Source organism: Bacillus sp. FSL W8-1143 (assembly GCF_037965155.1).
Lineage (GTDB): Bacteria > Bacillota > Bacilli > Bacillales > Bacillaceae > Bacillus > Bacillus pumilus.
Genome location: NZ_CP150182.1, coordinates 3,394,129 through 3,406,827, shown reverse-complemented (window position 1 = coordinate 3,406,827; position 12,699 = coordinate 3,394,129). Strand labels below are relative to the sequence as shown.

The 12,699-nt window shown below is 43.0% G+C and carries 14 protein-coding genes; 11 read left to right on the top strand and 3 right to left on the bottom strand.

What is annotated here, in order from left to right; all coding sequences use genetic code 11:
* Positions 1-39: 39 nt before the first annotated feature.
* The 5 genes from NSQ36_RS17470 to NSQ36_RS17450 all read left to right on the top strand — a co-directional run bounded on the left by NSQ36_RS17470 (position 40) and on the right by NSQ36_RS17450 (position 4,573).
* Positions 40-432 carry an SMI1/KNR4 family protein gene (locus tag NSQ36_RS17470; RefSeq protein ID WP_253622056.1) on the top strand — a complete coding sequence of 131 codons (393 nt, stop codon included), beginning with the start codon at positions 40-42 and terminating at the stop codon, positions 430-432.
* Positions 433-603: 171 nt separating this feature from the next.
* Positions 604-1,449 carry a lipoate--protein ligase family protein gene (locus tag NSQ36_RS17465; RefSeq protein WP_268459157.1) on the top strand — a complete coding sequence of 282 codons (846 nt, stop codon included), beginning with the start codon at positions 604-606 and terminating at the stop codon, positions 1,447-1,449.
* Positions 1,450-1,477: 28 nt separating this feature from the next.
* On the top strand, positions 1,478-1,963 hold the full coding sequence (locus tag NSQ36_RS17460; protein WP_339206243.1) for a tetratricopeptide repeat protein: 486 nt from the start codon (positions 1,478-1,480) through the stop codon (positions 1,961-1,963).
* A 103-nt stretch (positions 1,964-2,066) separates the two neighbouring features.
* Positions 2,067-4,343, top strand: a complete 2,277-nt coding sequence (locus NSQ36_RS17455; RefSeq protein WP_284907449.1) for a glycosyltransferase — start codon at positions 2,067-2,069, stop codon at positions 4,341-4,343.
* Positions 4,340-4,573, top strand: coding sequence for a DUF5970 family protein (locus NSQ36_RS17450; RefSeq protein ID WP_335343241.1), 234 nt, complete (start codon positions 4,340-4,342; stop codon positions 4,571-4,573). Before NSQ36_RS17455 ends, NSQ36_RS17450 begins: the two co-directional genes overlap by 4 nt.
* Positions 4,574-4,607: 34 nt before the next feature.
* On the opposite strand, the gene NSQ36_RS17445 is transcribed toward NSQ36_RS17450, so the two are convergent.
* Positions 4,608-5,408, bottom strand: a complete 801-nt coding sequence (locus tag NSQ36_RS17445) for an RsfA family transcriptional regulator (protein WP_044140194.1) — start codon at positions 5,406-5,408, stop codon at positions 4,608-4,610.
* Positions 5,409-5,646: 238 nt separating this feature from the next.
* Between NSQ36_RS17445 and NSQ36_RS17440 the strand changes: the two genes are divergently transcribed.
* The 4 genes from NSQ36_RS17440 to NSQ36_RS17425 all read left to right on the top strand — a co-directional run bounded on the left by NSQ36_RS17440 (position 5,647) and on the right by NSQ36_RS17425 (position 8,910).
* Positions 5,647-5,868, top strand: a complete 222-nt coding sequence (locus NSQ36_RS17440) for a DUF1450 domain-containing protein (protein WP_003215259.1) — start codon at positions 5,647-5,649, stop codon at positions 5,866-5,868.
* A gap of 170 nt (positions 5,869-6,038) precedes the next feature.
* Entirely contained in the window at positions 6,039-7,340 is a 1,302-nt protein-coding gene (locus tag NSQ36_RS17435; protein ID WP_339206239.1) for an HD domain-containing protein, read from the top strand.
* A 30-nt stretch (positions 7,341-7,370) separates the two neighbouring features.
* Positions 7,371-7,871 (top strand): YwgA family protein, encoded by a 501-nt coding sequence (locus NSQ36_RS17430; protein ID WP_106032095.1) that lies wholly within the window; start codon positions 7,371-7,373, stop codon positions 7,869-7,871.
* Positions 7,872-8,097: 226 nt separating this feature from the next.
* The gene (locus NSQ36_RS17425) at positions 8,098-8,910 is read left to right on the top strand and encodes a zinc-dependent metalloprotease (RefSeq protein WP_050944464.1); all 813 of its coding nucleotides are present in this window, start codon (positions 8,098-8,100) and stop codon (positions 8,908-8,910) included.
* 49 nt (positions 8,911-8,959) lie between these two features.
* On the opposite strand, the gene NSQ36_RS17420 is transcribed toward NSQ36_RS17425, so the two are convergent.
* Positions 8,960-9,145 carry a 2-hydroxymuconate tautomerase gene (locus NSQ36_RS17420; RefSeq protein ID WP_012011601.1) on the bottom strand — a complete coding sequence of 62 codons (186 nt, stop codon included), beginning with the start codon at positions 9,143-9,145 and terminating at the stop codon, positions 8,960-8,962.
* A gap of 107 nt (positions 9,146-9,252) precedes the next feature.
* On the opposite strand from NSQ36_RS17420, the gene NSQ36_RS17415 reads away from it, so the two are divergent.
* Positions 9,253-9,915: a site-2 protease family protein gene (locus NSQ36_RS17415; RefSeq protein ID WP_226804304.1), complete on the top strand. Its 663-nt coding sequence runs from the start codon at positions 9,253-9,255 to the stop codon at positions 9,913-9,915.
* 12 nt (positions 9,916-9,927) lie between these two features.
* Positions 9,928-10,446, top strand: coding sequence for a YwhD family protein (locus NSQ36_RS17410; RefSeq protein WP_339206236.1), 519 nt, complete (start codon positions 9,928-9,930; stop codon positions 10,444-10,446).
* 125 nt (positions 10,447-10,571) lie between these two features.
* On the opposite strand, the gene NSQ36_RS17405 is transcribed toward NSQ36_RS17410, so the two are convergent.
* Complete coding sequence (locus NSQ36_RS17405) at positions 10,572-12,641, bottom strand: transglycosylase domain-containing protein (protein ID WP_251190680.1); 2,070 nt, start codon at positions 12,639-12,641, stop codon at positions 10,572-10,574.
* Positions 12,642-12,699: the final 58 nt, after the last annotated feature.

The window sequence follows — 12,699 nt, the reverse complement described above, 5'->3', positions numbered from 1 at the left end:
AAAACTTCATAAACATAGCACTTATCTAGGAGGATCCAAATGGTCGATTTATCCCAAATCCCAGGCCTAATCATCAACAATCCAGAAACTGATATAAACATCAAAAAGGCAGAATCCCAACTAAACATGGTGCTACCCGATGCTTATAAAAACTTGCTGAAACAGACAAATGGATGTTCCATTGGTGGCGATGTCCTACTATACGGCACTGAGGACATGGCGGAACGCAATGCAACATGGGAGGTTCAGCAATATGCAAGCGGCTATGTGGCGATTGGCGACGATGGCGGCGGGCGAGTATTTCTCATGCGTCAGGCCGAAGAGGAGAAAAAGGTGTGGATTGTGGATGCTGGTGTAATGGACCCTCAGCATGCAGAGTTGATGACTGAAAACTTGCTGAAATGGGTGAGTGAGGGATGTATCGTTGAATGATTATATTGCCTAGAATGCATGAATCACTGAAAAGTAAAAACAAATCATCCAACTGAAACGCTCTGTGACGCAAATGTCATGGAGCTTTTTTGATAATATCACTCCGGATTCTCCCTCCATTCATCCCATGTTATAATAAACACAGTTTATGAACGAGAGGATATGCAGGACATGAAAAATGAACCTATTGAGTTACTGACACAGCCGAAATGGCGAATCATAGATCAATCGAGCCTAGGTCTCTATGTGGACCCGAAGCAATCCTTTGCGATGGATGATACGCTTTGTGCGTCAGTCGGGAAAGGGCTCTCACCAGCGACAGCGCGTTCTTGGGTGCATCACAATACAATTGTGCTTGGAATTCAGGATACAAGACTTCCATTTCTCCAAGATGGTGTGAAACTGCTTGAGGAAGAGGGGTATCGCGTCATTGTACGTAACTCAGGCGGTCTTGCTGTGGTGCTGGATGAAGGTGTCTTAAATGTGTCGTTAATCTTTGCGGAACAAAAGAAGGGCATTGATATTGACCGCGGGTATGATGCGATGGTGGAATTGGTCTGCCGGATGCTGTCTAAGTATGAGGTGGACATTGAAGCCTATGAGATTGTCGGCTCTTATTGTCCGGGCAGCTATGATCTAAGCATCAATGGAAAGAAATTTGCAGGCATTTCTCAGCGTAGATTACGCGGTGGAGTTGCTGTGCAAATTTATTTGTGTGCAGATGGAAGCGGGCGGGAACGTGCCGACTTGATCCGCCGTTTTTATGACGCCGCTTTAAAGGACAAACGAGAAGAAGTGAAGGCTGTGTTTCCTGATATACAGCCAGATACGATGGCTTCTTTATCAGAATTAACTGGAGAACCAATTGATTGTGCGCTTCTTATGCGTCTTTTACTAGAAGAGCTTCAAACGCTCAGTGATCAGCTGACAGCGTCAGGACTGAACGCAGAAGAACAGCTGGATTTTGAAAAAAACATGACGCGGATGATTGAGCGGAATGAAAAGGTGTTCTCTTAAAAATCTTGAAAAGCATAGAGGTGAAGTGATGGAAACGAAGCTTGAGAAAGCCATTGAACTTCGAAAAAGTGGACACCTTCAAGAATCAAATGAAATGCTCTCTTATCTTGTAGAGAAGTATCCAGACGATGCCTCTATTCATTATCAATGTGCCTGGAGTTATGACTCGTTAGGAGAGGAAAGGCAAGCTGTCTTTTTTTATGAAAGAGCCATTGAGTTAGGATTGTCTTCAGAAGAACTAGAAGACGCTTTACTAGGGTTAGGAAGTACATACAGAACTTTGGGAGAATATGAAAAGTCAAAACAGATATTCCTAAAAGGGATGGAAACTTATCCGGACAACAAAGCCATTCAAACGTTCTATGTCATGACTTTGTATAATTTGAAAAAACATAGCAAAGCGATGGAAATATTACTGAACTGTTTAACTGAGACGACAAACGATCCTGCTATTTTGAGTTATCGAAAAGCGATTGATTTTTATTCAAATCAGTTAGATAGATTGTGGAAATGATTTATATAGAAACGGAGGGGCACTGTAATGAAAGAATCCCTTCCTTCGTTATGAATTTTTTTATGCAATAGTCTTTTATGACATAAGAAAGAAGGAAAATGTATTGTCATTATTCACCACGTATTACCCGCTGTTTATGCTTTGTGTTTTATCTGTGCTGTATGTAATGTATCGTATTCAGCCGGTGGCCACTACTGTTAAAAAAATCATCATTGTGCTCTGTGTGTTAACAAATGCCGCCTATATTTGCTGGCGTCTTTTCTTTACACTGCCGCATGAAGGTATTTTTAATATTGTGATGGGTATTTTGCTTGTTGCCTGTGAATGCATTGGGTTTTTACAGCTGCTTGTGTTTTATACACTTGTTTGGAAGCCTTCCAATCGGAAACAAGTTATGATCAGTGATCTTGACAGGCTGCCAACAGTTGATATTTTCATAGCTACATATAATGAACCAATTGAAGTGCTGAAACGCACTGTTGCAGGTTGTGTGAATCTCTCTTATCCAAAGGACAAAGTCCACATTTATTTATGTGATGATGGCAAGCGGGCGTCTGTAGAGCAGCTTGCTTCTGAGTTTGGTGTTCATTATCTGACAAGAACAGATAACAAGTATGCGAAGGCGGGTAACTTAAACCATGCGATGTCTCAAACGAATGGGGAGCTGATTCTCACACTTGATGCGGATATGGTCCCCCTTCCTTCGTTTTTAGAAAAAACAGTGCCTTACTTTCATGATGGAGCGACGGCGTTTGTTCAAGTTCCACAGGCGTTTTATAACGAAGATCCTTTCCAATATAATATGTTCTCGAAGGATCGAATTCCAAATGAGCAGGACTTCTTCATGCAAACCCTCCAAGCTGGGAAGGATCGGTTTAATGCTGTGATGTATGTCGGTAGTAATACTGTCTTTAGAAGAATCGCCTTAGATGAAATTGGCGGATTTGCTACTGGGGTGATTACAGAAGACATGGCGACAGGAATGCTACTCCAAGGAAAGTTCAAATCTGTGTCTGTCGGAGAAGTATTAGCCGTCGGTCTGGCACCTGAAAGCTGGCTGGATCTGTTAAAGCAGAGAGATCGGTGGTCGAGAGGGAACATTCAGTGTGCCCGTAAGTTTAATCCTTTGAAGGTTCGTGGCTTAACGCTTATGCAGCGAGTTCTTTATTTAGATGGTATTGTGTATTGGTTTAACGGTTTGTTTAAAATGATTTACATTCTCACGCCGATTTTGTTTTTATTGTTTGGTATTCAAAGTTTCTGGGCAGATTTCCAGTCCATTTTCATGTTCTGGCTACCGGCGTTCTTTAGTTCCTATTTAGCATTTAAACTAGTGTCGAATCAAAAAAGAAGCATGTTTTGGAGTCATATTTATGAAAGCTCTATGGCATTCCACCTGGCTGGTGTGGCTTTAAGTGAGCTGTTTTTCAAAAAGAGAGTGGAATTTCTTGTCACACCAAAGGGAATTCAAACGGACAAAAGACACTTTCATTTGAAAACGATGATTCCCCATTTGATCTTTTTGCTGCTCTCATTGCTTGTCCTAGTGAAAATAGGATACGATGTGAAGGTAAATGGGACGATGAATGCTGATCTCATGTTGATTAATATATTTTGGGTGATGTATAACGGTGCAGGTCTATTCATGGCACTGCTTGTGGCGTTTGACCGTCCGCGTTATCGAAAATCAGAGCGGTTTGTCATTGAAAAAGAGGGACAGCTTCATTCTGATCATCAAGATGAGTCGATTGCTTGTTTTCTACTAGATATGAGTGATTCAGGTGCGCGTCTATCCATTCCATTGGATCAAGCTTCTTCTCTTTATCAAGGACAAACGCAATTGTTCTTTTCAGAGGATGAAAGTGTGGCGTGTGATGTGGTTTGGAGCCATCCAGAGGGAGACAAGCTGATGGTTGGTGTTGCTTTTACTGACACACAAAAATCAGAGTATCTATCACTGATTCGCTTCCTATTCACACGAGAGCATGTATCGATAACGGATCGTGAGAAAAAATCCTATGCTGTTCGGACATTTCTCCGCTTTGTAAGAGAAACGAGGAAGGTACCAAAGGCCTTGCAGCGCAAATGGATGAGAAGGCCTTTGCAAGGTGTGGCAGGCACGCTGTCCTATGAGGGCCGGTTAGAAGAGAAGGTGCCGGTGAACATACATGATATTAGTTTATCTGGATGCAAAATCGAGTCTGAAGCTTCAATTGAATTAAATGAGAAAGTGCTGATCACCATTGACGCAGAATCTCTGACAGATCAGCCGGCAATTGCCGTTTGGACTTCAAAAAGGCGCGGCCGCACAATTGTCGGACTCAAGTTTATTCAACCTGAAATCAAGCAGATAGAAGAAAGAGAGGGAGTGGTTTCTTGAAATCAAAAAACGGCGGTTACCTCTATTTACTATGGCTTCCTGTCCTCATGGGAGCCGGCTACGGTATTTCACTAATGGTGCCGTTTCTTCAGCCTGTACTGACACTTGGCATCGCAGGTCTTTTTCTTTTTATATTTGGTGATTTTCAGGTAAGGCAGGTCAGGTATATTTTTATGTTCGTCTTTTTGATTAATGTTCTTTTTAGTGTGATGCTATTTTTAGGCATTTAAAAAAGTGCTTCCCGCAGATGGGGAGCACTTTTTGTTATTCTGCCATTTTTTCGAGGTTGCCGTTTCGGTCCATTTTAAAGGTTGGAGCGGCAGTGTCGTCCTCTTCAAACAAAACTAGTTTTCTTGCACGGTTCATGATTTTGACGAGTGTTTCATAATCTTCTTGAATCGTGAGCTGATCCTTTTCAAGCTTTTTCACTTCTGCTTCTAGCTGTGTGACTTTATGTGAAAGTTCGTTATTTTCTCGTTTTAACCGGCTGTTTTCCATGCGTAAGGCAGAGGATTGCTGTCCATCGCCTTCATAGCGGCGCAAGAAATCAATGACATCTTCGATGGTTAAATCCTGTTGCTGCCTAAAAGGATTGGCTTCTGGCTTTTTCTCTGCGACATGAGAAGCCTGTGACAATAAATGTGATAAACTAGCTAACTCTTCATTGTAGCTTTGGTCTACAAACTGGAGCTGCTCGGCTGTTTCAGATGCTGGTGCAAACGTTTCTTCCTGCGCTGGTTCCAGCTCCTGTGAGAATTCCTCTTGCATGACCGTTTCTTCTACTTGCGGCTGATAGAGTAATCGTTTCTTTGCAGGCTGACCATTGCCGAGTGCGCGCATCCGTTGTTTCCGCTGCTTTTTGGCAAGGGCTAAAGCTTTTTCATATTGATGCCTCACAACAGCATTCCATCTAAAACCGCATGCCGCTGAGGTGCGATTTAGCTTGTCTCCTACTTCTTCAAACGCATTCAGCTGTGTGCTGCCCTCTCTGACGTGACGTAAGACGGTTTCTGCCAAAAGGAGATCGTCTTCCTCTGACCAAGCATCTTGTCTTTGTTTTGACATGTTTAAACCCCCATATGATTTGATGGTATTAGATTAGCCAAGTTCAAGAAGGTTTATACAAGTTTGCTAAAAGGATAGTGGAAAATACTAGCTTTTTAATGAGCGCGTCTCAGCGTTTACAATGCGTCTTGCAAGTACAGCCGCTTCGATGTACAATGTTGGGTGGTATATTATGACTCTTGGTTGTCCAACTGTTTCATATAAAATGAAGTTCATCATTGAAAGGAAGCGTAAGACCATGGCTAATGAGTTTCGCGTATGTGACGATTGCGATGCGACGAACCTAAAGACGTTGCTGCCTCGACTCAAATCGGTTGACCCTGATGCAAAAATTGAAATTGGCTGTCAATCCTATTGTGGTCCAGGACGAAAAAAGGCTTTTGCGTTTGTGAACAATCGCCCATTATCCGCACCAACAGAAGATGAGTTACTCGAAAAGGTTCAAAAAAAAGTCAAATAAATGTCACTGAATGTGTTCAGTCGACCTAAAAAGAGGTCCGTCCCTGTCAGGTCGGGCTTTTTACGTCCGTGCAATCGTTGAGAACACATTCACGAGCAAATTCAAGGATGTTTTCGGGAAAAGTTACCCGATATAATAGAAACACGTCTTAAAAAAAGAGGGACGAAACGATGGCGTATCCAAAAGGGAAATTATCTGAGGAAAAGGTATTTAAAGATCCTGTGCACCGTTATGTTCATGTACGGGACGCATTAATATGGGACTTAATAGGAACAAGAGAATTTCAGCGCCTGCGCCGAATTAAACAGCTAGGAACCACTTATTTGACGTTTCATGGTGCAGAACACAGCCGTTTCAATCATTCACTCGGTGTATATGAGATTGTGAGACGGATTGTGGATGATGTATTCAAAGGACGGCCGGAATGGGATGAGGGAGAACGCGAGCTTGTCCTGAGTGCGGCCTTGCTTCATGACCTCGGACATGGACCATTTTCTCATTCCTTTGAAAAGGTCTTCCACTTAGATCATGAATCGTTTACAAGAGATATTATTATAGGGCAAACCGAAGTCAATGAAGTGCTTCGCCGGGTGAGTGATGATTTCCCGAAGCATGTGGCTGAAGTCATTGCCAAAACGTATCAAAACAAACAGGTGGTCAGTTTGATTTCAAGTCAAATTGATGCCGACCGCATGGACTATTTGCAGCGTGATGCCTACTATACAGGCGTCAGCTATGGCCATTTTGATATGGAGCGTATTTTGCGCGTGATGCGTCCGAGAGAAGATCAGATTGTGATGAAGCAGAGCGGGATGCATGCGGTCGAGGATTATATTATGAGCCGCTATCAAATGTATTGGCAAGTCTATTTCCACCCAGTGACACGCAGTGCGGAAGTCATCTTAACGAAAATTCTCCATCGTGCAAAAGAGCTGCATGAAACGGGCTATATTTTCACACATGCCCCTGTTCATTTTTATTCGATTTTTGAAGGGAATGTCACTACAGAGGACTATATTAAACTGGATGAATCCATTGTCTTATTTTATTTTCAGGCGTGGGAAGATGAAGAAGATCACGTGCTGGCTGATTTGTGCCGCCGTTTTATGAACCGCCGATTGTTCCAATATACAGAGTTTAATCCGAATGAAGAAATGACGAAATATTTCAAGCTGACCGCCTTGTTCAAGGAGGCAGGTATTGATCCTGACTATTATTTAGTCGTCGACTCTTCCTCTGACTTGCCATACGACTTCTACAGACCAGGGGAGGAAGAAGAGAGACTGCCGATCCACCTTTTGACGCAAAGCGGTCATATTAAAGAGCTGTCGAGACAGTCAGATATTGTTGATGCCATTTCCGGTAAACGAAGAACCGATCATAAACTTTATTTCCCGATGGACTTAATTGTAGATATGTCGGAAAAAGCTGAAGAAAAGAAGGCGATCATGAAGCTGCTTGGATTGGGATAAGGAAGTACTGAAAAAGGAGATGTCGGGAATTTGTTGAAAGAGCATGCAAAGTTGATGAAGGTATTCTCTGAATCCGGGGAAATCGTTGGACGGAAGAAGCTGCAAAAGATGATTTACATAGCAAAAAAGCTAGATTTGCCTTTTTACGAGAAATACGATTTTCACTTTTATGGCCCCTATTCAGAGGAGTTGACGCTCAGAATTGAAGAGCTGTGCAACCTTGGATTCTTGGATGAAATGAAGGAAAAAAAAGGCGGATACTATCAATATCGCTATTCGCTGACGGACAATGGGAAAGAGTTTCTCGATCAGTGTGAAGTGGACATGCCTGACCTCAAAGTGCTGACGAAGCAGATGAACGAGCAGTCGTCTCGTTTCCTAGAGCTCGTCTCTACGATTTTATACTTTGATGATCTGCCACAAGATGAGGTAAAGGAAAAGGTCTTCACCATTAAAAGCAAGCAGCGCTATACGGACGAAGAATTTGAGGATGCTCTTGCTTATATTGATCAGTTGAAGGAATTGAACTAGTTTCGCAAAAGCCCAGCATTTAGGGCTTTTTTTTTGTTTTGTAAGACCCAGATCAAAAGCGCTATTTTTCGATGAAGTGTGTGCTGAAGGATCCGGAAAATTAGTGAATATGACGTATTTCGACTTTTTTCCTGTGTATCTAATTCCCTGTTTTTGACTGAATGGAAGGAAAATGGTGAATTTTCAGTGAATATATAACTTTGTGAAAATCAAAGGAGGGATAGGAATGAAAAAGCGTTCAGTCTTTTTGTCATTTTTATTGGTAGGTAGTTTGTTACCGGGAGTAAGTTCAGCTTCAGCACCAGTCGCGAGTGCTGGTCATGGGCATGATCATGGTCATGCGCCGTTCGAAACACATATTAGTGAGGGGTTGCCAAAGGCAAACGATTTTAAAGATTTGACGAAAGCACCTCCAATTGAACGAGATGTGACAACAAAGGTATTAGATGAGTCTGGTAAGCAGGTGGGCTCTAGAACCTTTAAGGCGAATACAGGAGATTCTATTTCAACAAAGGCAAGTACAGGCAGTCAGAAGGTCACTGTCTATGCGGTTGCTGATGCGCAGTATCGTGCGAAATATAGTGACTGGCAAACACGGATTGTCAGCATCATCGAGCAAGCAGATGTCACGTTTAACCGTGATCATGATGTCGACTTTGTCGTACAAGCAGTAGGATCTTGGACGTCTTCGGGATCAAATGCAGAGCAAATTTTGTCTAACCTTGCGCGCAGCTTTGATGGCAGAGGATACGATTTTGTCACTGGATTTACAGCAAATCCAAACTTTGATGCTGGCGGAATCGCTTATGTCTACAATAGTGCACCAAGCGGAAGTGCATTCGCCGTTAACCTTGACCAAGGAACAGCGAATACAGCAAAAGCGGCTACGCATGAATACGGCCATAACTTTGGCTTACCGCACGACCCTCAAGGAAGCGGCATTGTCTGCTTAATGAATTATGATTATTCCTACACAGTCGATTTCTTCGATGCGGCTCATAAAAATCAGGTGAACCGTAACAAAGCGTGGTACAGATAAAATAAGAGAAAAAAGGACAAACATCTATGTGCTTGTCCTTTTTTTATGCTTACAGGTCGCTGATGCGCTTTCCTGCTACGGCATAGTGTTCTTTTTTCATTTCTTCAATAATGACAGAGACTTTTTCTGCCCCTGCGCCTGTTGTTTCAACAACGGCATCAGTGACTTTCTCCACAAGCGCTCTTTTCTGCTCGTCTGTTCTTCCTTCAAGCATTTGAACGGTGACAATCGGCAATGTGAAAACCTCCTTTTTCCTTTCATGCTACGCTTCCCTTTAGTTTAAGGGAGTTCTTATAGTATACTGAATGAAGTAAATCATTGTATAGAAAGAAAGAGGGATTCATGCCTTTGAACCAATTTCTTGTGTATCCATTAGAACTCATTCCATATGTCGCCATTACGCTTGTTGTTGCATTTACGATGCACGAGCTGGCGCATGCATATGTTGCGTATCGTTTCGGCGACCCGACAGCTAAAAACCAAGGGAGACTCACATTAAATCCACTGAAGCATCTCGATGTATTTGGGACGATTTTGATCTTTGTCGCCGGGTTTGGCTGGGCGAGACCTGTACCGGTGAATCGTTACCATTTTAAAAACCCGCGCTTAGCAGGAATCTGCGTCTCGATTGCTGGCCCTTTAAGTAACTTAGTGTTGGCGTTTCTAGGCTTTTTCGTGTACGTGCTTCTTCAGAAGTTTGGCGGGGAGTCGCTCATGCGCTTTGAGCCGGGAGTTGATCATTTCTTCCGGATATTTATTAACTTGAATGTCATTTTGTTCCTATTTAACTTATTGCCACTTCCGCCGCTAGATGGGTATCGTATTATTGAGGACGTCGTCAGCCCCCGTATCCGGGCGAAAATGACGCAATTCGAACAATATGGGATCATTATTTTTCTCATATTCGTGATCACGCCGCTAGGACAATTTATTTTTGGTCCATTGATCGGAATGCGGGATCAAATCATTCAATGGTTTAATCTTATTTTGAAGCCGCTGCTTTAGGAGGTTTAATGAATGGAAGGTAAAAAGAAGAAACCAATTGGTTTTAACATCATTAAAAAAACAGATGCAACCGACGGACACGGAGGCTTTGGAGCTGGTGCGCTCAGCCTAGATAACATTTCGCCGGTGATCATTGACGTAGAGGAAAAGGAAGCTGTCATTGATATTGGTGCGATGCATGCAAGAAGTGCCGTGGAAAAAGGAATTAAATTCTTGAAAAGCAAAGAAGAGGTACCGAACGGAAAGCCGTATTGGCTCGTATGGGTGACCATTGACCGCAGAGAAGAAGGTCCTTATTATGCGGGTGTGACGGCTTGCGAAATGACCGTCGACCGTTCAATCCGCCGCGGGTATAAGTCGCTTCCAGAGCATGTGAATTTCATGGATAAATCAATGAAGCGAAATATCGTCGTCAGTCATATGGATGATGTATCGAAAAAGGTGCTGGCTGATTTCTTGAAGAGTCATAATGAAGCACTATGGGAAGCATCTACAGATGAATTAAAAGAAGGATTGGATGTCCCTGAATAATTGTGAAATTTTTGTGAAGAATGGCGAATTGCTACCAATTCAAGCTGATTTTTGAGTAAACTGGTGTTAAAGCTAGGACATGGAGAATCCCGAGATGTAAATCTCGGGGTTTTTCATGTCTTTTTTTAACGTTTCAGCCACTTTTCCCACCATTTCTTTGGCTTTTGATCTTGAACTGGATCTTGCTCAGATGATTTATCCTCAGCACCGTAGCACACACCTGTCGGCTCCGTTCCTTCTATAAAATAGGTGAATACCTTTGATTCACATCCTGGGCCTGCGAGATCGCCGGTTTTTGGATTGATATACACACCTTTTACGCCGTCTGGCGGCATGAAGGAGGAGGCTGGCTGTTTGGAGAGGGCTGATTCCATAAAGGATGCCCATATCTTTTTTGCATAGGCTGTTTCTTCGACCGAGTCAATAGTACGCCCTTTATCATAGCCCGTCCACACACCTGTGACGAGCTGGGGAGAGAAGCCGATCATCCAGCTGTCGGCTCCTGTCGTTCCCGATTTTCCTCCGTATGTTCGCGTGAGATCCTTCATAATGGTGCGGCCTGTGACACTCGTATAGCCGTTTAACTGATCATTGAACATTCCTGACATCATGTCGGTGGTGACAAAGGCTACTTTTTCATCTAGGACTTGCTCTCGTTTTTGTTTTTCTTCAAAAAGCACGTTGCCTTTAGCATCCGTTACTTTTGTAATAAAGGTGGGTTTGACTCGTTTTCCGCCATTGACAAGCATTGCGTAAGCATTGGTCATTTCAATTGGTTTGACAGGAGACGTGCCTAGGGCAAGTGATGGCACCTGATCTAGTTTTTCGTTGATGCCAAATGTTTTGCCCGCACGTACAAGCTGTTCCATTCCTAAAAATAGATGGGTTTTCACGGCATAAATATTATCAGACAGCGCCAAGGCTTGAAGCATCGTAATGCCATCATTTGCGTAATAGCCATGGTAATTGCTTGGTGAATAAGCAGCACCGCTTCCTTGATCATCGAGCTCAAAAACCGTTTCTTCACTGCGCATGACGGTTGCTGGTGTAAACCCGTTTTGCAAGGCAATGTAATAAAGAAGAGGCTTCATTGTTGAACCGGGCTGTCTTTTCGCTTGTGTCACTCGGTTGAATGGACTTTTCTCATAATCTCTTCCCCCGATGAGGGCGAGTACATGACCTGTTTGGGGATGGATAGCAGTAAAGCCGATTTGGATATCTGATTTCGAATAGATTGTGCTTTTCAACGTCTTCTCAGCCATTTTCTGTAATTCTGGATTTAAAGTCGTTTGGATATGAAGGCCATAGGTTTCGATCTGCTCCTCAGTTAACCCCAAGCTTTGTTTCAACTCACGAATCACATCATCATAAAAATACGGAGCTTGCTTTGCTTGCAGCTGCTTCTTCTGCAAAGGGCGATAGGACAGTTTTTCTTTCGCGGCTTCAGCGGCTGCCTTTTTCGTAATCATGCCGTCCTCTTGCATGTGTCTCAGAATCATATTCTTTCTTGCGCCGGCTTTCTCTTCATTCACATAAGGGGAGTAGAGAGAAGGGCCCTTTGGGATACCGGCAAGTAAGGCAGATTCAGCGAGGGTTAAATTCTTCGCTTTTTTCCCGAAATACAGACGGGACGCCGCTTCTACGCCATAAGCTCCATGACCATAATAAATGGTGTTCAAGTATCCTTCTAAAATCTCATCTTTTGTATAGTTTTGTTCTAAGCGAATCGTGTAAAAGGCTTCATTCCATTTTCGCTTCCACGTTTTATCATGATCTAAATACAGATTTCGTGCATATTGCTGGGTGATCGTGCTGGCTCCTTGTACCTTAGCCATGGCACGAATATCAGCCACTGCAGCACCCGCCATCCGTTTCACATCAAAGCCATGATGCTCATAAAAGGTTTTATCCTCAACAGCTACAGCTGCCTGCCTGATATGAGGGGACATGTCCTTTAAGGGCACCCAATATCTCTTTTCTCCAAAGCTGGATTCTCCAAGCTTTGAACCATCGGCTGCATAAATCGTCGTAGATTGGGGAACTTGAACAGAAGGGGCGCCTTGCCATTTGGCTATTAAAAGAATCGTCAAAAAGACAGTGCCTGCAAATAGAAAAGCGAGCAAGCCAATAAAAAAACAGGCTCGAATCGTTTTCACGGTCATGCGGATTTTTTTATTACTCATGATTGTGTCCATGCAAAGCCCCCATTTTGACGGTTTTTTATCAGTATGGAACAAAGAAAACCGTTTTAAA